The sequence below is a fragment of the Pseudaestuariivita sp. genome, assembly GCF_052825805.1.
The window spans coordinates 14,188-33,314 of sequence record NZ_JBRBVB010000002.1; the positions used below are offsets into that span (position 1 = coordinate 14,188).

Sequence of the window (19,127 nt, forward strand, 5' to 3'; positions counted from 1 at the left end):
CAAGATCATGGGACGCATCGTTCTCGAACAAGTCACCAAGAGCTTTGGTGAAACGCAGGTCATCCCGCCCCTGGACCTGACCATCGAAGATGGCGAGTTCGCGGTCTTTGTCGGCCCTTCGGGATGTGGCAAGTCCACGCTCCTGCGGGTGATCGCGGGGCTTGAAGACGCCACCACGGGCCGCGTCATCATCGACGGCGAGGATGTCACCGAAGTCTCGCCTTCCAAACGCGGGCTGGCGATGGTGTTCCAGACCTACGCGCTTTACCCGCACATGACCGTGCGCAAGAACATCGCCTTTCCGATGCGCATGGCGGGCATGAGCGAGGAAGAGCAGGAGAAGCGGATCACCGCTGCGGCCAAGTCGCTGAACCTCACGGACTATCTCGACCGCAAACCCGGTCAGCTCTCTGGTGGGCAACGTCAGCGGGTGGCCATTGGCCGTGCGATTGTCCGCGACCCGTCGGCCTTCCTCTTTGACGAGCCTCTTTCGAACCTCGATGCGGCGCTCCGCGTGGGCATGCGTCTCGAGATCACCGAGATGCACGAGCGGATGAAGACGACGATGATCTACGTCACGCACGACCAGGTCGAAGCCATGACCATGGCCAACAAGATCGTCGTGCTCCAGGCCGGCGTGATCGAGCAGGTCGGCAGCCCGCTCGAGCTTTACCATCGCCCGCGCAACAAGTTTGTCGCGGGCTTCATCGGCTCGCCCAAGATGAACCTGATCGAAGGCGCAGAGGCGGAAAAGCACGGCGCGCACACCATCGGCATCCGTCCCGAACACACGGCTGTGTCGAGCACCGACGGGCTGTGGCAAGGGACGGTGGGTGTCGCCGAACACCTCGGCTCCGACACCTTCATCCACATTCACGGGATCGAAGGATGTGATCCGATCACCGTCCGGGCCGCAGGTGGCGTCGACTTCAAGCATGGCGACACGGTCTTCTTGACGCCGGACATGGCGCAACTGCACAAGTTCGACGCTCAGGGCCTACGGATCGAATGATGCAGTTGGCTGGCAAAACAGCTTTGATCACAGGCGCCGCCCGGGGGATCGGGCGGGCCTTTGCGGCCGCGTATGTGCGCGAGGGTGCGCAGGTCGCCATCGCGGACATCGACATGGACCGCGGAGCCGAGACGGCCCGGGAGCTTGGCACGGCAGCGCGGGCCGTGCGCATGGATGTCACCGACCAGGCAAGCATCGACGCGGCGGTCGCCGAGACCGTGGAGGCTTTCGGAAAGATCGACATTCTCATCAACAACGCGGCGCTCTTCACGGCGGCGCCCATCGTCGAGATCGACCGGGCGGACTACGCGCGCGTCTTCGACATCAACGTGGCAGGCACGCTTTTTACGATGCAGGCAGTTGCCCGGCACATGATCGACCGCGGAGAGGGCGGGACGATCATCAACATGGCAAGCCAGGCCGGGCGACGCGGTGAGCCGCTGGTGGCGGTCTATTGCGCCACCAAGGCCGCCGTCATCAGTCTGACCCAATCGGCGGGGCTCGATCTCATCAAACACGGGATCAACGTGAACGCCATCTCGCCCGGCGTTGTGGACGGCGAGCACTGGGATGGCGTCGATGCCTTCTTTGCCAAATACGAAAACAAGGCCCCGGGCCAGAAAAAGCGCGAAGTCGGCGCCGGCGTGCCCTTCGGGCGCATGGGCACACCCGATGACCTGACGGGGCTCGCCGTCTTTCTCGCCACGGGTGCGGCGCGCTACATCGTGGCGCAAACCTACAATGTGGATGGTGGACAATGGATGAGTTGATCTCGCTTTCGAACGCGCTGCTTTCAGAGCTGACCGTTGGGCATCCACAATACGACCGGACAGCTTTGACGCCGGGGATCGTGCACATCGGCGTGGGCAACTTTCACCGTGCGCACCAAGCGTGGTACCTGCACCGGCTGATGCAGGCGGGCGATGCGCTCGACTGGGCCATCATCGGCGCGGGCGTGCGCCCCTATGATGCGGCCATGCGGGACAAGCTTCTGGCGCAGGATTGCCTGACGACCCTGATCGAGCTCGATCCCAAAGCAGTGTCCGCCGAGGTGACAGGCGCGATGACGGGCTACCTGCCCATCGAGGAGGGCAACGCGTCGCTCATCGCGCAGATGGCCGATCCGGCGATCCGTATCGTCTCGTTGACCGTCACCGAAAGCGGGTATTTCGTCGACCCGGTCACCAAGGGCTTTGCCGCCGGCCATCCCGACCTGATCCATGATGCAGCACACCCCGAGGCTCCGAAGACGGCGTTTGGCGCCATGATCGCCGCGCTGCGCATACGCCGGGATGCCGGCCATGGGCCCTTCACCGCGCTCAGCTGCGACAACCTGCAAGGCAATGGCGATATCCTGCGCCAAACGGTGGTGTCGCTCGCGGGCATGTCCGACCCGGAGCTTGCGGGCTGGATCGACGCGCACGTGACCTTTCCGAACTCGATGGTGGACTGCATCGTGCCCGCCACGGGACCAACCGAGCGCGCGCTCGCAACGGAGTTTGGCATTTCCGACCCTTGCGTCGTCACGCACGAGACCTTCCGCCAATGGGTGATCGAGGATCACTTTTGCGCCGGGCGTCCCGACTGGGACAGGATCGGCGCGACCTTCTCGGCAGACGTGCACGCCTACGAGACGATGAAGATCCGCATCCTCAACGCCGGCCACCAGGTGATCGCGAACGCCGGCGAGGTCCTCGGTCTGAAGACCATCGCCGACTGCATGGCGCACCCGGGGATCATGGCGCTCTTCAACAAGGTCGAACACGAAGAGATCGCGCCAACCGTGGCGCCGGTGCCGGGCAAGACGCCCGCCGCCTATGTGGACCTGATCGAGGCGCGCTTTTCCAACCCCCGGATCGTTGACACCACGCGCCGCGTCGCCTTTGACGGCTCGGCGCGGCACACCGGATTTGTCCTGCCCATCGTGCGCGACCAGCTTGCCGCGGGCAGGTCTGCCGAGGGGCTGGCGCTTGTCGAGGCGCTCTGGGCGCGCATGTGCGCAGGTGTGCGCGAGGACGGCAGCACCATTGAGCCGAACGACCCGATCTGGGACAGCCTCCAGGCCGCTGCGCTCGAGGCCAGGGACCGCCCCATGGCCTGGCTCGAGCAGGACAGGATCTACGGCGATCTCGCCGAGGCTGCGCCCTTTGCGACGGCCTTTTGCACATGGTTGTCCGTGATCTGGCGCGAGGGGTGCGAGGCGGCGCTGAATGGCTACGCGGGCCGGGTTCTTGCCGAAGCACGCATAAGCTGAGGCGCCTAAGGCGGAGCCTGTCTCAGGTCGCGACCGGCGCCCTGCGGCTGCGCCAGGCGTGCAGCGCCAGCGCGGCCACGCTCAAGGCGGCGGCTGCCAGCCAGAGGCTCTCGACGCGGGACAGGAGCAGAACCGCCAGACCCAGCCGTGCCATGATCTCCCAAGCTGCAAGGCGCCGACGGTCGAACGCGGCCATGGCCGAGGAGACGAGGTAGAGCGCCAGCGCCAGACGCCCCAGCAAAAGCGCGAGCGCCCCCAGCCGAAGCGCGCCGTCATAGCCCGGCAGGTAGGCTCCGGCGCTTGATCGTGGATCGAGCACGGCCTCCGGGATCAGGAGCAGTTCGGGATGGAAGGCAAAGACGAAGGGCACCACGAACATCACGATCCCGGACTTGACGGCGGAAAACCCGGTGGCCATGGGCTCGGCCTTGGTGATCGAAGCGGCGGCAAACGCCGCCAGCGCGACGGGCGGTGTGATGGCGCTCGCGACGGCAAAGTAGAAGATGAACATGTGCGCCGTGAAAAGTGACAGCCCGAGGCCAGCCAGTACGGGGCTCATCAAAAGTGCCGCGTTGATATAGGCGGGCACGGCAGGCATCCCCATGCCGAGCAGGACGGCGAGCAGCATGGTCAGCAGCAGCGCGATGAACTGCGACAGGGACGAGCCACCACTTCCAAGGTTAAGGCTGTTGAGCCATGCCAGCACGTCGAGCGACAGGAACACGGGCAGTCCTGTAAAAGACAGGCAAAAGTCAATGATCGAGACCGCCAGAAACATCAGGTAAAGCGTAGCAATCAACCCGCCTGCCTCCGCCAGCGCGTCGACGATCTTGCGCGGCGTTGAACGGATTTCCGGGTCCAGAAACAAAAGAGCGAGCAGCAGCATGACGGCCCACCAGCCGGCGGCGCCTGCCGAGCCGGAGGCGTTCTGGACCGTCGTCAGGAACCAGCTGAGGCTTTGAACGCTGCAAGCGCCGTCCGAAAATGTGCGCTCCGCCCCCAAGACGCCGCCCAAAAGGCCGCAACCGACGGCGTCCTTGGGGATCAAAAGCAGCGTCAGGATCAAAAGGATCGGGCCGAACACCATCGTCAGATTGAGGTAGTCCTGCCGGTCGAGGATCATGTCCTCGGTCAGGGTGCCGATCGCGGTGATGTTCTGCTTGCGCGACTGGAAGACCGCCGACAGGAACAGGCAAAAGAAATAGGCCAGCGCCGGGATCAGCGCCGCCACGATCACGCTCGAGTAAGGGACGGAAGTAAGTGACGCGAGCACGAAGGCGGCCACTCCCATCACCGGCGGCATGATCGACCCGCCGGAGGAGGCGGCAGCCTCCACCCCGCCGGCGAAAACCTTGGAAAAACCGCGCTTGACCATCATCGGGATCGTCAGAACTCCGGTCGACAGCACGTTCACGATCGGCCCGCCCGAGATCGTCCCGAACATCGCGGAAGAGACGATGGCGGCATGTGCCGGCCCGCCGCGCAAGTGGCGCGTCCAGCGGAACGCCAGCTTGATCAGGGACCGCCCGCCGGCGGAACTGCCAAAGAGTGCGCCAAGGACGAGGTACGGAAAGATCGTGTTCAGCACGATGTCCATGAACCGGCCCAGAAGGCCCGAGGCGTTGTTGACCAGCACGTCGTGCACACGGGGGCGTCCGTCCGACAAGAGGCGCGGCTCACCGGCGAGCTTGGTCACCAGGTACTTGTTGATGTCCTCCGCGCCGTAGACGTACCAGACCAGCACCGTCAGGATCGTGTAGCTGGCGATCAGGATCGCGACGATGACCAGCGGCAGGCCCCAGACCTTGACGTTGTAGGCCAGGAACACGACCACCGCGAGGCCGACGATCAGCACCAGCCAGCCGCCCGTGGTGTTCACGCATTGCGGATCGTCCACCGTCTCGGGCGCGGGCAGACCGAGGCTGGCGTTGAACTCCGCCGCCGCCGCGAGGCTCTGCGCGATCAGACGCGCGCGGTCGCCGTTGAGCCGGTCGATGAGGCAGACGGACTCGATCTCGATCAGGTAGGTGAGCGCGATGGTGGCCGCCATGACCACAAGCGCGATGTCGAGCGCGAGGCCAAAGGCCCGCCGCGCCGGCGCCTTTTCCCGCCAGTCGCGCCACATCGAGTGCCGCAGCACCACGACGCTCATCATCAGGGCAAAGACCGCCGGATAAAACCATTCCGTCGGGAACTTGCGCAGCGTCAGCCCAGCATCTCCGAAGAGGCCGCCCACCAGCGCGTCATAACCGGGAATGCCCGGTGTGGAGTTGAGCAGTCCCACCACGACCAGCAACAGCGAGAGCGTGTAAAGCGCAGCGCGTGCCAGGCTCCTGGGGCGTTGGTCTTGGGTTGATATGTCGGACATCCCGCGCCTCGTCACCGCATGGAAACAGACCGGCACGCACCACAGGCACGCGCCGGTCGTCAGGCCCTGAAGCGGGCCTTCAGGTCACGCGATCACTTGGCGCAATCGGGCAGCGTGTAGCCTGCCTCTTCCCATGCGGCGACCGCGCCAGGATGGTATTTCATCGGGTTGTTGCCGCACATGTCGGTCAGCGCCATGTCGGTCTCCCCGTGCCAGGCCGAGGCCATGAACGAAGACTTGGCGTGATAGATCGACTCGATGTTCTCGATAAAGGCCGCCGTCAGGCCCTTGGCCGTGTCGAAATCCATGTTCACGTTCACGATGTCCCCGCCCACGGTGCCGGGACCGCGGAACGTGCCGTCCTCGGATACCACCGTCACGTTGTCGCCGTAGCCCATGTCCGCAACCGGCATCGAAAAGGCGACCGTACCGGGAAGGCCCGCGATGTTGGCAAAGGCGTCGCTTTCAAAGACGTCCTTCGGCATGGAGAACACCGTCATGTCGCCCGAGGACACCGCCGCGGAAATGCGCGAGTCCGGGAAGGATTGCGGCAGCACGAACGCGTCGGCCGAGCCGTCCTGGATCGTCTTGACCGCCTGTCCCCAGTTGACCTGCACGCCGGTGTAGCCCGTGCCTTCGTCGAGGCCGGTGATCGTCTTGATCAGCAGCCGCGCATTGGTGAGCGCCGCGCCGCGCGGCGGGCCGTTAAAGATGGTCTTGCCCTCGAGCCCGTCCCAGCCGCTGATGTTCGAGCTGTCGTAGGCGTAGAGCCCCTGCACCGAGATGCGGTACGTGTAGAGAACGGCGAGGTTGCTTGCGAGCGCACTGCCGTCTTCCTTGCCGAGCTTGGCGTAGGGGCCGACGCCGCGCGACATCAGGAAGGGCAGGATAAACGGCGCCGCCGCGATGTCCGACTTGCCCTCGGCGACGTTCTGTACCGAATTGGTCAGCGTTTGCCCGGAGGTCACCTGGATGTCCGCCACGCCCGCCTGCGCCGCCGCCTCGGAGAGCGAAATGATCGAAATGCCGGGCGTTGTGTTGGGTGCTGCCGTCTCGGCGGTTAAAAGACCCTGCGCGAACGCACTTGTCCCCAAACACGCTGCTGCGGCAAACGCCGCCAAAGCCGATGGTCTCATGGTATCTCCTCCCAGATGATACTGTGTTGTTTTTACTTGCGTCTTTGGCCGTGACAGGACCTTTGGGACCTGCTTAACTCTCCCACACGGCCAAAAAATCGATATTTTTGGTTCTGACATTAGTAGCCAGATCGGGACATCGCGCAATGCCGGAGTTAAAGCTATTCGTTGCCCCCAACACGTGCGCGCGGGTGCCGACCATCGCGCTCGAAGAGATCGGCGTTTCGTTCGAGACCGAGCTGATCCGCACTGCGGCCGGCCAGCAGACCTCGCCCGAGTTCCTTGCGATCAACCCCAAGGGAAAGGTCCCGACACTTTTGATCGACGGCGCACCTCTTACGGAGAATGTCGCAATCCTACGGTGGCTGGCGGCGAGCTATCCCGAAGCAAAGCTGCTGCCCGAGCCTCTGGACGCGCTGGAAGCAGCGCGGCAGACGGCGGATCTGGCCTTCTTTGCCGGCACGGTGCACCCGGTCGTCACGCGCATCGCCATGCCGATGAAGATGATCCCCGACGCTGCGCAATCGTTTGAAACGGTGCGTCCCAAGGGCACCGAGGACATGCGCAAGATCATGGCGATGATCGACGCGCGGCTAGAGGACGGGCCCTGGTGGTATGGCGCTGAGTGGTCCGTGGTGGACGGCTACCTCTTCTGGGTCTGGTCGCGCATCACCGGCGTCGGGTTCGACGGCAGCGACTTTGCCCACATCACCCGCCACTTCGCGCTGAGCCAGGAACGCCCGGCGGTGCAGCGCGCCATGGCGCGCGAGGCGCGCAACATCGAAACGCTCGAGGCCGAGGGCCTCTACATGGCGCCCCGGTAACGGACCGGCGGGAGGATTTGCGATGAACGTTCTGTGGATCATGGCCGACCAACTGCGCTGGGATTACCTCAGCTGCTACGGCGCCACCCATATCGACACGCCCAATATCGACCGGCTTGCCGCCAAGGGCGTGCGGTTTGACCGGGCCTATGTGCAATCGCCGATCTGCGGACCCAGCCGCATGAGCTTTTACACCGGGCGCTACGTGCGCAGTCACGGCGCGACTTGGAACGGGTTCCCCCTGCGCGTCGGCGAGCCAACCATGGGTGATCACCTGCGCGATCTCGGCGTGACGAGCACGCTGGTCGGCAAGACGCACATGCGCCCCGATCTCGAAGGCATGGCCCGACTTGGCCTCGATCCCGAAAGCGAGATTGGCGCGCGGGTCAGCGAATGCGGATTCGAGGTCTTTGTCCGCGACGACGGCACCAATGCTGCCATCGACAAGAACCGGCACGCCGAAGACTACGAGGCGTATCTGCGCGCGCACGGCATGGGCGGAGAGACCCCGTGGGAGGAATGGGCCAACACCGCCATCGCGCCCGATGGGTCAAAGAAATCCGGCTGGCTCCTCGAGACCGCGCCTCTGCCTGCCCGCGTGCCAAAGGAGCATTCGGAGACAGCCTGGCTCACCACCCGCGGAATCGAGTTCATCGAGGCGCAAGGCGACGCGCCCTGGCTCTGTCATTTGAGCTATATCAAGCCGCACTGGCCATACTTGGCGCCCGCGCCCTACAACGACATGTACTCCGCCTCCGATCTGCCTCCCGTGAATCGGCGGGAGGGCGAGCACAGTCACCCGCTGATGCGTGAATGGACCAAAACGCGGATTTGCGAGAGTTTTTCGCGGGACGAGGTAAGGGACATCGTGGCGCCGGTCTATATGGGTCTGATCAAGGAACTCGACGACCAGATGGGCCGGCTCTTCGACTACCTCGAGTCCAGCGGGCGGATGCAGGATACGATGGTGGTCTTCTGCTCCGATCACGGCGACAATATGGGTGATCACTGGATGGGGGAGAAGGATCTCTTTTACGATTGCTCCGCACGCATCCCGCTGATCGTCTACGACCCTCGGGCAGAGGCGGACGCCACACGCGGCACCGCGACGGACAAGCTGATCGAGGGGATCGACCTTGCCCCGACCTTTCAAGAGCTGATAGGCGGTTCGGCACTCCCGCATATCTACGAGGGCAGGGCGCTGACGCCGCTTTTGCACGGGCAAGACACCGAATGGCGGGATCACTGCATCTCGGAATACGACTACGCCACGCGCGACGCCCGCCGGCCGCTCGGGGTGGACCAAAGCGACGCACGGCTGGTGATGGTGTTCGACGGGCGCTGGAAATATATCCACGCCGAGACGATGCGCCCGATGCTCTTCGACCTCGAGACCGACCCGGAGGAGCTGCACGATCTCGGCGACAGCGACGCGCACCGAGCCGAGCTCGACCGCCTGCGCGATTTGCACTTCGCCTGGGCGCGCAAGCACCACAACCGGATCACCCGCACGCCCGAGATGATCGAGCGGATGACCACCGGTAGGGAGCCTCCGGGCATCTACATCGCCTACCTCGATCAGGAGGAATTGGAGGCGGCCGGCCTGACCATGCCGCCGCACCTGACCGAGCCTTTGCCCTAACCGGCGTTTTAGATTTTGGCGGGCAGCAAGTCGTTCAAGAGACGGTCGAGGCAGCCGCGCATCTCGCCTGCGGTGCTTGCCGTTGCCGCGACATAGAAGTCCGGGCGGATGAGGACATAGGCCACGCCATCGGCGCGCCATTCCGCATAGGTATCATCGAGCGCTGTCACATCCGCCGGGCCAGCGTCAGACCCAATCCTGAACGCCCTGCCGCCGAGCCGCTCCCAAGCCTCCGACTGGTCCGGCGTCAACAGGTCGCCTAAGGGCGCGTCCAGCCCCAGCAGCATCCATCCCTGACCGACCGCCTGATCGAACCGGTCCTCGCGGCCCTCGAACCGCACCCGGCCCTGAGGTGACAATGCACCCGCGTCCGGCGTCTCGGCGCACCAAAGGCCCGGCCCGAGCTTGACGAGGTCACCCGTGATCGGCTCGAAATCGCGTGCGGCCAGATCGGCCTTCATCCGCGCGTCGCGCGCCTCGGCCTTTTGGGGATCGGCGATGCAAATGATGTCGCCGAGGTCCTGGCTGAACTGGATATAGTGTTTGGCATGGGCGATGCGCTCGCTCTCGTAGCTTTGCAGGACCTGCGGGCCGAGCGTGCCGTCCAGCATCCCGCGCAGCCGCCAGGCAAGCGCCACCGCATCGCGAAGCCCTGCGCACATGCCTTCGCCCGCGAAGGGCGGCATCAGGTGCGCAGCGTCCCCGGCGATCATGCAGCGCCCCGCCACCCAAGCTTTGGTCCAGCGTGCCTGAAACCGGTAGACCGCGCTGCGCTCGAGCTCCGCGTTGTTTGGCGTCAGCCCCCAAGGTTCCAAAAGGCGCCACGCCGCTTCTGGTTCGGAAATCTCAGCGTTGCTCTCCCCCTGCAGCACCATGAACTCCCACCGCCGCCGGCCCGGCCCTCCGGGCACGATGGTCGTCGGGCGCTTGGGATCGCACAGCTGCCACTGGGCTGGCGAGACGGTGAAGCCCGGCTCCGGGATCATGTCGAGGATCAGCCAATCGAAGAAGTAGCCCTTGTCGATGGTCTCGAGCCCCAGCGCCTCGCGCACAAAGCTGTTCGCCCCATCGGCACCTACGAGGTACTGGGCGGTCACCGTTTGGCTCATTTGCCCGGTGGCAGTATCCCGCAGCGTGAGCGAAACGCCCGTGTCATCCTTTTCGAGCTCAGTCGCGGTCCAGCCGCGCGCCAGATGGATGTTCGGCAGTGCCTCGGCCATCTCGATCAGGCGCGCCTCGAGCTGGGGTTGGTTAAACCAGTAAGTTACGTGCCAGCCGCAGGGTGCGAGGCTCTCCCAGTCGACGATCTGCAGATCCTCGAGCGCGGCGTTCTTCCAATAGTAGAGCTCCCGGTGGTTCTCGAAGGCCGGGTCAAGGTCCACGTCGATGTCCAGCGTTGCAAGGATACGCGCCACTTCGGCGTCCATCGTGACCGCGCGCGGGCGGTCATACACCTCCGGCCACTTGTCATAGATCGCAACAGAGATGCCGTGCCGCCCCAGAAGGATCGCGAGCATCAAACCTACGGGCCCTGCGCCCACGATTGCGACCTCGGCTTGGCGCTGCTCGGGCGGCGCGGCCGCGACGTTTTGCGCCGTCATGCTATCTCACCCAAGGGAAGCGGACTGCCCGGAAAGCGCCACCGACAGGGAGAGGCTGCCCTCGTTGACCAGCCATTTGCGGATCTCGAATGACCGCGCTCCGGTGGCGTGCATCGGGTCCGCTTCTGCCACTGCTCGGGCCGCCTCGAGACTTTCGGCACGGTAGATGATCATCCCTTGCGCCTGCATTTCTTTGCCTGAAAGGTCGGAGACGGGACCGGCCAGAAAGAGCGTGCCGGCCGCCTCCATCTGCTTTTGGTAGGCCAGATGGTCGGGCAGGGTGGCCTTGACCAGCTCCATGTCCGCGTTTGGCGTCGAGTGCACGACATAAAGCTCCATCGCGAGCGCGCCGCGCGATTTCGCTTCGGCTTTGTAGGTCTCCCACGCAGGCATCTGCCACCTCCTTTGCTACGCCCGCGATGCTATTGACGGGCGCGATGGGGTCAAACAAAAAATCGATTTTATTGGACAGAGATCAAAAATAACGATTATCTGACGCGGACCGCGGGGGAGGGAGAACACCGTGACCGAGACGATGGAGGGCTTGCGTCGCAAGGCGCAAGAGGCGGTGACGTCGCTGCGAGGGCGGATCGAGGCGTTGGGCGCCGACGAGATCGCATTGATCTTGTCCGAGGCCCGATCGCACTATGCCTGGACCGACAAACAGGTGCCGGATGCGCTGCTGCGCGAGGTCTACGACCTCACCCGCATGGGGCCGACCAGCATGAACAGCTGCCCCGCGCGGTTTTTGTTCGTGCGCTCCGAGGAGGGCAAGGCGCGGCTCGCCAAGTCGCTCAAATCCGCCAACGTGCTAAAGGTGCTGGGCGCGCCCGTGACGGCCATCATCGCCTACGATCTGGCGTTTTGGGAGAAGCTGCCGCAGCTCTTCCCGCACGAAGACCGCCGGCCGATGTTCGAGGGCAAGGCGCAGCATATCGAGACTACGGCGTTCCGCAATTCTACCCTGCAAGGCGCCTATTTCATGGTCGCCGCGCGTGCGCTGGGGCTCGATGTCGGAGCCATCTCGGGGTTCGACAATGCGGTGGTCGATGCCGAGTTTTTTGACGGCACCCCGCTCAAATCGAACTTCCTGTGCAACGTGGGATACGCCGACGAGAGCGCGCTGTTCCAGCGTCTGCCGCGGTTCGAGTTTGGCGACGTCTGCGAGATCGTCTGAGGGGGAGGGGCGATGGCGATGCGTGCAAAGACTTCGGTGACGCTGTCGGCAAAGGCCAGCTGCCCGACCCACGCGCGTGCCGAGGTCTCGGTCCGGGACCTGATGCAGGTTATCGACGAGCCGGAGGCGCGCGGCGGCACGAACCAGGGCTTCACGCCCACCGATACCGCGCTCAGCGCATTGATCGGGTGCACCAACATCATCGGCCACAAATGCGCGCAAAAGCTCGGGATCGACATCGGACATCTGTCGATCTCTGCCGAGTGCACGTTCAACCGGCTGGGCGTGACGCTTGCCGAAGAGATCGACGTGCCGTTCGAGGCGATCACGCTGAGTGTGGTGGCGGACGGGTCTGCCTCGACTGATGAGCTTGCGCGGGTCGCCGCTGAAGTCGCCAAATACTGTCCTCTCTCCAAGCTCTTTCGCGAGGCGGGCACCGATATTCAAGAGGACTGGCGCAAAGCCAGCGACACCTAAACCGGGAGGAAACCCATGACTTTCACACGGCGTATGGCGCTGGCCGCGGGGCTGGCACTTGGGGGCCTTGGCGCGCTTGGTGGTGCGGCGACAGCGCAAGAAACGATCCGCATGACGGCGATCGACGGCTATCCGGCTCGGGCGATGTGGGTGCAGGAGTTCACCAACTTCTTTATTCCGCGCGTGAACGAGGAGCTGGCCAAGTCGGGCAATTACAAGATCGACTGGATGGAGGCCTACGGGGGTCAGATCGTCAAGCCGCGCGGCGTGCTCGAAGGGATCAAGCTGGGCCTCGGCGACATCGGCATTGTCACGACGATCTTCCACAACTCGGCGTTGCCGTCGCAAGGCATCTCGGCTGTGACGCCGTTTGTCGCCGCAGACGCGCGTGTCGTGGCCAAGGCGGTGGACGAGATCGCCAAAGAATTCCCGCAGATGGCCGCGGAGCTCGCCGCCGAGAACCAGGTCTATCTCGCCACGGGCGTTGTGCTCGACACGTATCAGATGTTCTCCAAGACGCCGATCAACTCGCTTGCGGACCTCGAAGGGCTCAAGGTGGCGGGCGCGGGCTACAACTTGCGCTATCTCGAAGGCATTCCCGGTGCAGCGGGCGTGCGCGGCGGCCTGCCGAACTTCTACAACATGCTGCAAACCGGCGTCGTCGATGCTGCGATGCTGTGGCCGGAGGCGGCCAAGACCTTCAAGATCGCCGAAGTCGCGCCCTACATGCTGCGCGCTGATTTGGGTGCGGTGAACTCCAAGACGGTCACGGTGAACGCGGACGTCTGGGCGGGCCTGCCCGATGAGGTCAAGGACGTGCTGCAGGCTGTCGCGATCGAGTACCGCGACCACGTTGCGGGCGTTGCCATGGACCGGGCAGCGGCCTCGCTGCAAGCCTACAAGGACGGCGGCGGCACGGTGGTTGAGATGACCGCCGAAGAGCGCCAGGCCTGGGCAGATGCCATGCCGAACATCGCGGTGTCCTGGGCGGCGGAGATCGACCGCGCGGGCGGTCCCGGCTCGGCGATGCTGGCCGCCTATATGGGCAAGCTCAAAGACGCGGGCATGACGCCGCTGCGCGACTGGTCGGCTGAACTCAGCAACTGATCCAGACGCAAGGGGCAGGACAGATGGTGATCGCAACACTGCGTAGAATAAGACGCTGGGTGGAGGCGGTCGCCATCATTGCCAACGTCAGCGGGGCGTTTGTCCTGCTGGCGCTGGTCTTTATCATGAATGTCGATGTGATCGCGCGGGGCGTCTTCAGCGCGCCCTTCCGCGGCGTGGTCGAGATCGTGATCTTTGCCTTGGTGCTGATCGTCTTTCTGCAATTGCCGGACGTGGTGCGGACCGGGCGCCTGACCCGCTCGGACGGGTTTCCCGGCCTCATGCGCGCGCGCAGGCCGCGTGTCGGCGACGCGCTGGAGCGGACGATCCAGGCGATCTCCTGCCTCTTCATGGCGATGATCGTCTGGACGGTTTGGCCGGAGTTTGTCGAGGCCTTCGAGAGCTGCCACTTCTTTACCCCGCCCGAATTCGGCGCGCCGCCCACGGGCGAGATCTGGACCGACTTCAAGGCGGCGCTGCTCCGGTGCGACTACTTCGGCACGCCCGGCATCCTGACGGTGCCGTGGTGGCCGGCGCGGCTCGCCATCGCCTTTGGCTGCGCCTGGGCGGGCATCCTCTTTTTCTTCCGCGCGATGCTGGGCAATGCCGAGCCCGGTCCGATGTCCGAAGGCGAGGTCTGAGCCATGAGCCCGGTTGAAATCGGCATGATCTCGGTCGCGGCCATCGTGACGCTGGTCTACCTCGGTCTCTACATTCCCATCGCGCTGGGACTTGTGTCCTTCGTGTCGATCTGGGTGATGTCGGGCAAGTCAATCCTGGCGTTCAACTTTCTCAAGGTCGCCGTGGGTGACGGGGTCACCGAATACGAGTTCGCGACCATTCCGTTGTTCACGTTGATGGGGCTTTTGGTGTCCAAGGCGGGCCTCGGGCGCGACATCTACGAAGTGATGAATTCGGCGTTCCGGCGTGTGCTGGCGGGGATCGGCATGGCGACGGTGGGCGCGAACGCCGTCTTTGCCGCGATCACCGGCTCTTCAATTGCGTCGGCCAGCGTGTTCACCAAGATTTCCGTGCCGGAGATGCTGAACTTTCGCTACAACCGCCGCTTTGCGGTGGGGGTTGTGGCGGGCTCTTCTGTGCTGGGCATGATCATCCCGCCGTCCGCGATGCTGATCATCTACTCCTTCGTGGCCGAGCAATCGGTGGGCCACATGTTCCTGGCGGGCATCATTCCCGGGCTCATCCTGACGGCGGCCTATATCGCCGCGATCTACCTGATGGCACGTTTCTGGCCGTCCTACATTGGGCGCGACATCCGCGTCGATGACAGCGCCGCGATGAGTTGGGGCGAGATGGCGGCCAAGGCGTGGCCGGTGGTCGCGCTGATCGTGATGGTGCTGGGCGGCATCTACACCGGCTGGCTTACTCCGGTCGAGGCGGGCGCGGCGGGCGCCTCGCTGGCGCTGATCGTCGCTCTGGTGCGCCGCTCGATCGACTGGAGCGGCTTCTGGTCGGCGCTGGTCGAGACCGGGCATATCACCGCCGCGATCCTGCTCCTGATCACCATGGCGTCCTTCTACAGCCGGATGCTCGGGTATGCCGGTCTGCCGAACGAGCTCGACCAGCTCTTGCAGGACTGGGACCTGTCGTTCTTTCAGATCATGGTGATCTATGTGCTGCTGATGCTGGTGCTGGGCACGCTTCTCGACACCGCCTCGATCATCCTGATCGTCGTGCCACTCTTCATCACGCTGATCGAGGGGATGAACCTCAGCCTCATCTGGTTCGGGATCGTCACGGTGATCGGCGCGGAGATCGGCCTTTTGACGCCGCCCCTCGGGATCTCCTGCTTTGTGATCAAGAGCACGCTCAACCGGGCAGATATCAGCCTCAAGGACGTGTTCCTCGGCGCGCTGCCCTTTGCCGCGATCATGCTTTGCGTTCTGATCGTGCTGATCCGCTACCCCATTTTGTCCACCGCGCTTTTGCCTTAGGAGCCTGCCGATGAAGAACGTTTCGATGGACACGATCACCCAGGCTTTCCTGGATTACTGCGGAGAGGAGACCGATCCGCGCACACTTTTCGTGCTATCCAAGATGGTCGAACATGCGCATGCCTTTGCCAAGGAGACGCAGCTGACCCATGCCGAGTGGATGCGCGGGCTCAAGTTCCTCTACGATGCCGGGCAAATCTCGAGCCCCGAGCGCAACGAGTTCGTGCTCCTGTCGGACGTCACGGGCATGTCGTCCCTCGTTGACATGATCGGCTCGCAGCATGACGGTACATCGTCAAGCGTGCTGGGCCCGTTCCACTCGGTTGGTGCGCCGGAGATGGACGTGGGCGGGGACCTCAAGCAGGACAATGAGGGGGCCACGGTGGTGGTCGAAGGGTATGTGCGCAGCATCGGCGGAGCCCCGGTCGAAGGCGCGCGGATCGAGCTGTGGCAAACCGCCGAGAACGGACTTTACTACAGCCAGGACGCCGCGCAGGAGGATTTCAACCTCTGCTGCACGCTGACGACGGGGCCTGACGGGCGCTACGCGCTGACCACGGTCAAGCCCGCCCCCTACAAGGTGCCCGACGACGGCCCGGTCGGCGAGCTCTTCCGCGCGACGGGGCGCACGCCCTGGCGGCCGTCGCATCTGCACTTCATCGTGCAAGCCGAAGGGCACAAGACGCTGGTGACCGAGGTGTTCGCGGACGGTGATCCCTACCTCGACCGAGACGCTGTCTTTGGCGTGCGCGAAGACCTGATCATGGACTACGCCGAACACACCGACCACGCCGCACTGCCGCCTGATTTGGCAGTTGGGCAAAACGTGACACTGCCCTGGTACAAAGTCGATTTCGACTTTGTCCTGGCGCCTGAAAACGGCTGAAACTGCCCCCGAGCAAAGGATAGAACATATGCGCGAGACACATATCGAAGATGGCAAGTGGTGGGTCAGCCCGTACAATTTCGTCGATGACGTGCGGGGCGGTCTGAACCTGCCTGAGAAAGTCGAGATCCATGATGCAACCCTGCGTGATGGTGAGCAGACGCCGGGTGTGGTCTTTTCCGTCGACGACAAGATCGAAATCGCCTCAAAGCTCAACGAGCTGGGCGTGGACCGGATCGAAGCGGGGATGCCCGCCGTGTCGCCCCAGGACAAAGAGGCCATCACACAGATCTCTAAACTGGGCCTTGACGCAAAGGTGTTTACCTTTGCCCGCGCGATGCAGAAAGACATCGACATGGCGCTCGAATGCGGTGCGGATGGCGTGGTGATCGAGGTGCCCATCGGCTATCCTAAGTTGACGACACAGTTCGGCTGGACCTGGCGCGAGGTGGCTGAGAAATCAGCACCGGTCATCAACTACGCGCGCGAGAACGGCCTGCATGCGCTCTTTTTTCCTTACGATACGACGCGCGCACGCAAGGACGACCTGACGAACCTGTGCGACTACGTCATGGAGCATTCCCCGCCAGACAGCATTGGGATCGTCGACACGATGGGCTGCGCCACGCCCGAGGCAATCAAGCACATGGTGCGTTGGGTGACGGACATGACCGGCCTGCCGGTCGAGATCCATACGCACAATGACTTCGGGATGGGGGTCGCGACCGAGCTTGCCGCCGTCACAGCCGGGGCGGTCTGCGTCCACAGCTGCGCCAACGGTTTGGGTGAGCGCACCGGCAACGCGGCGCTCGAAGAGCTGATGATGGGTCTGCACCTCCTTTACGGCTACGACACCAACTACAAGCTCGACAAGCTGCCCGAGCTGGCGGCGATGATCTCGGAAAAGTCGAACATCCCCATTGCGCGCAACAAGCCGGTGCTGGGTCACGGCAACTTCATCCGCGAGAGCGGGATCGGCATCAACTACGTGATGAACGACCCGCTTGTGATGTTCGCCACCCATCCCGCGCTCACCGGTAAGAGCGGTGAAGTCGTGCTCGGCAAGAAGTCAGGGAAAGCCTCGATCATCTACAAGATGGGCGAGCTGGGTCTTGGCGAGCTCGAGGACGACAAGATCGCCGCGATCCTCGACGAGGTCAAAGCCACCGGCATTGCCAAGCGCGACGTGCTGTCGGACGAGGAATTCGTCAACATCGTCGCGTCCGTCAAGGCTGCCTGACCGGAAAGGTGTGAGATGTATCTTGGCCCGGCCCCGGACGCTGCCCCGCAGGAGACGTCAGCAACCCGGATCGCGTATACGCGCCTGAGTCGCATGATCGTGACCGGCGAGCTGGCGCCCGGCACCCGGCTCAAGATCGAAACGCTGCGGGAGGTGCTGGAGGTCGGCGCGTCTCCGATCCGTGAGGCGCTGAGCCTTCTGACCTCCGATCAGCTGGTTGTCCGGCTCGATCAGCGGGGGTTTCGGACCGCCGAGACCAGCCGCGAGAACTTTGAAGAAATCCTTGACCTGCGCTGCACGCTCGAGGCCAAGGCGCTGCGACAGAGCATGGAGCGCGCGGACGAAGCTTACGCTGAGCAGCTGATCCTGGCGCACCACCGCATGGCAACATCGCCGGCCCAGGACCGTGACCTTTTCGAGCGGCGACACAAGGATTTCCACCTAGCGCTGATCGCGGCCTGCGACGGGCCCTTGCTGTTGCGGTTCTGCGCCCAGCTTTATGATCTCAACATCCGCTATCGCTATATCGCGGGCGCCGCGGCGGATTATGTCGGGCGCAACGTCGCGGACGAGCATCAGGGCATCCTCGATGCGGTCCTCGCACGCGACGTCGCCCGCGCGCAGCGGCTGCTGATCGAACACTACAAGGCGACCGGCGCTTTCCTGTCCGAACGGATAGACTGACCGCTGGTGCCGCCGGCACTCATGAGAAGAGCATTCCCCCGTTGATGTCGATATTTGTGCCGGTCATGAAGGCGCTGTCGTCGCAGGCGAGGAACAGCGCCAGGTTGGCGGCGTCGTCCACATGGCCCTGCCGCTTGACCGGCGCATTCGCCTCGAACCCGCGCCGGCCCGCGTCGGGCGTGTGGATGTTGTGGAAATCCGTGTCGATCATGCCGGGGCAGAGCGCGTTGACGCGGATGTCCGGACCCAACTCCTTGGCCAGACCGCGCGTCATGGTCATCACCGCGCCCTTGGACGTTGCATAGGGCACCGCGCCCGGACCGCCCCCGTCGCGCCCCGCCTGGCTTGCGATGTTCACGATGGCGCCCTGCGGCATGTGCTCCAGACACGCCTTGGTCATCATGAAGGTCGAGGTCAGGTTCAGCGTCATCACGTGGTTCCAGTGCGCCAGGTCCATCTCAGCGATCGTCTTGCGCGCCACGAGCCCGCCCGCGTTGTTCACCAGCACGTCGACCCCGCCATAGGCGTCGACAGTGGCGCTCACCAAAGCGTCGACACCCTCTTGCGTGTTAAGGTCAGCTTGCACCGCCAGCGCCTTGCCGCCCGCCGCCTCGATCTCGGCGACCACGCTGTCCGCGCCCTTCGAGCTTTCAAAGTAGCTGATCGCGACCGAGGCGCCTTCGGAGGCGAGCTTCCGGGCGATCGCGGCGCCGATGTCGCGTCCGCCGCCGGTCACGATGGCGGTCTTGCCTGCAAGTTTCATG

18 protein-coding genes are annotated in these 19,127 nt (G+C 64.1%); 13 read left to right on the forward strand and 5 right to left on the reverse strand.

The genetic code is table 11. The features are described 5' to 3' along the window. The first annotated feature begins 7 nt into the window (after positions 1 to 7). The 3 genes from ACU0B3_RS01155 to ACU0B3_RS01165 are packed head-to-tail and all read left to right on the forward strand — an operon-like array spanning position 8 to position 3,266. Complete coding sequence (locus tag ACU0B3_RS01155; RefSeq protein WP_446258974.1) at positions 8 to 1,012, forward strand: ABC transporter ATP-binding protein; 1,005 nt, start codon at positions 8 to 10, stop codon at positions 1,010 to 1,012. Then, the gene (locus ACU0B3_RS01160) at positions 1,009 to 1,782 is read left to right on the forward strand and encodes an L-iditol 2-dehydrogenase (protein WP_446258975.1); all 774 of its coding nucleotides are present in this window, start codon (positions 1,009 to 1,011) and stop codon (positions 1,780 to 1,782) included. Before ACU0B3_RS01155 ends, ACU0B3_RS01160 begins: the two co-directional genes overlap by 4 nt. Continuing rightward, positions 1,770 to 3,266: a mannitol dehydrogenase family protein gene (locus ACU0B3_RS01165; RefSeq protein WP_446258976.1), complete on the forward strand. Its 1,497-nt coding sequence runs from the start codon at positions 1,770 to 1,772 to the stop codon at positions 3,264 to 3,266. Before ACU0B3_RS01160 ends, ACU0B3_RS01165 begins: the two co-directional genes overlap by 13 nt. Positions 3,267 to 3,288: 22 nt before the next feature. On the opposite strand, the gene ACU0B3_RS01170 is transcribed toward ACU0B3_RS01165, so the two are convergent. Further along, positions 3,289 to 5,634, reverse strand: coding sequence for a TRAP transporter fused permease subunit (locus ACU0B3_RS01170; RefSeq protein ID WP_446258977.1), 2,346 nt, complete (start codon positions 5,632 to 5,634; stop codon positions 3,289 to 3,291). 92 nt (positions 5,635 to 5,726) lie between these two features. Continuing rightward, entirely contained in the window at positions 5,727 to 6,770 is a 1,044-nt protein-coding gene (locus ACU0B3_RS01175) for a TAXI family TRAP transporter solute-binding subunit (protein WP_446258978.1), read from the reverse strand. A gap of 146 nt (positions 6,771 to 6,916) precedes the next feature. On the opposite strand from ACU0B3_RS01175, the gene ACU0B3_RS01180 reads away from it, so the two are divergent. Both ACU0B3_RS01180 and ACU0B3_RS01185 read left to right on the forward strand, forming a co-directional pair. Continuing rightward, positions 6,917 to 7,594 (forward strand): glutathione S-transferase family protein, encoded by a 678-nt coding sequence (locus ACU0B3_RS01180; protein ID WP_446258979.1) that lies wholly within the window; start codon positions 6,917 to 6,919, stop codon positions 7,592 to 7,594. A 22-nt stretch (positions 7,595 to 7,616) separates the two neighbouring features. Beyond that, a complete protein-coding gene (locus ACU0B3_RS01185) occupies positions 7,617 to 9,236 on the forward strand; it encodes an alkaline phosphatase family protein (protein WP_446258980.1) in 1,620 nt (539 codons plus the stop codon). An 8-nt stretch (positions 9,237 to 9,244) separates the two neighbouring features. Here ACU0B3_RS01185 and mhpA read toward each other — a convergent pair whose 3' ends face one another. Then, positions 9,245 to 10,837 (reverse strand): bifunctional 3-(3-hydroxy-phenyl)propionate/3-hydroxycinnamic acid hydroxylase MhpA, encoded by a 1,593-nt coding sequence (gene mhpA, locus ACU0B3_RS01190; protein WP_446258981.1) that lies wholly within the window; start codon positions 10,835 to 10,837, stop codon positions 9,245 to 9,247. Positions 10,838 to 10,843: 6 nt separating this feature from the next. After that, positions 10,844 to 11,230: a YciI family protein gene (locus ACU0B3_RS01195; protein WP_446258982.1), complete on the reverse strand. Its 387-nt coding sequence runs from the start codon at positions 11,228 to 11,230 to the stop codon at positions 10,844 to 10,846. Between the two features lie 130 nt (positions 11,231 to 11,360). Here ACU0B3_RS01195 and ACU0B3_RS01200 point away from each other — a divergent pair, with 130 nt between their 5' ends. Genes ACU0B3_RS01200 through ACU0B3_RS01235 form a run of 8 tightly spaced genes read left to right on the forward strand, consistent with a single transcriptional unit; the run spans position 11,361 to position 18,363 of the window. Then, positions 11,361 to 12,014 (forward strand): malonic semialdehyde reductase, encoded by a 654-nt coding sequence (locus tag ACU0B3_RS01200; RefSeq protein WP_446258983.1) that lies wholly within the window; start codon positions 11,361 to 11,363, stop codon positions 12,012 to 12,014. A 12-nt stretch (positions 12,015 to 12,026) separates the two neighbouring features. Then, a complete protein-coding gene (locus ACU0B3_RS01205) occupies positions 12,027 to 12,491 on the forward strand; it encodes an OsmC family protein (protein ID WP_446258984.1) in 465 nt (154 codons plus the stop codon). 15 nt (positions 12,492 to 12,506) lie between these two features. Beyond that, positions 12,507 to 13,598: a C4-dicarboxylate TRAP transporter substrate-binding protein gene (locus ACU0B3_RS01210; RefSeq protein WP_446258985.1), complete on the forward strand. Its 1,092-nt coding sequence runs from the start codon at positions 12,507 to 12,509 to the stop codon at positions 13,596 to 13,598. A gap of 23 nt (positions 13,599 to 13,621) precedes the next feature. Next, positions 13,622 to 14,239 (forward strand): TRAP transporter small permease, encoded by a 618-nt coding sequence (locus ACU0B3_RS01215; protein ID WP_446258986.1) that lies wholly within the window; start codon positions 13,622 to 13,624, stop codon positions 14,237 to 14,239. A gap of 3 nt (positions 14,240 to 14,242) precedes the next feature. Then, a complete protein-coding gene (locus ACU0B3_RS01220) occupies positions 14,243 to 15,553 on the forward strand; it encodes a TRAP transporter large permease (RefSeq protein WP_446258987.1) in 1,311 nt (436 codons plus the stop codon). Between the two features lie 10 nt (positions 15,554 to 15,563). Further along, positions 15,564 to 16,439 (forward strand): dioxygenase family protein, encoded by an 876-nt coding sequence (locus ACU0B3_RS01225; protein ID WP_446258988.1) that lies wholly within the window; start codon positions 15,564 to 15,566, stop codon positions 16,437 to 16,439. 28 nt (positions 16,440 to 16,467) lie between these two features. Continuing rightward, positions 16,468 to 17,679 carry a LeuA family protein gene (locus ACU0B3_RS01230; protein WP_446258989.1) on the forward strand — a complete coding sequence of 404 codons (1,212 nt, stop codon included), beginning with the start codon at positions 16,468 to 16,470 and terminating at the stop codon, positions 17,677 to 17,679. Between the two features lie 15 nt (positions 17,680 to 17,694). Next, positions 17,695 to 18,363, forward strand: coding sequence for a GntR family transcriptional regulator (locus ACU0B3_RS01235; protein WP_446258990.1), 669 nt, complete (start codon positions 17,695 to 17,697; stop codon positions 18,361 to 18,363). Between the two features lie 19 nt (positions 18,364 to 18,382). On the opposite strand, the gene ACU0B3_RS01240 is transcribed toward ACU0B3_RS01235, so the two are convergent. Further along, positions 18,383 to 19,126 carry an SDR family NAD(P)-dependent oxidoreductase gene (locus tag ACU0B3_RS01240; RefSeq protein WP_446258991.1) on the reverse strand — a complete coding sequence of 248 codons (744 nt, stop codon included), beginning with the start codon at positions 19,124 to 19,126 and terminating at the stop codon, positions 18,383 to 18,385. Between the last annotated feature and the right edge of the window lies 1 nt (position 19,127).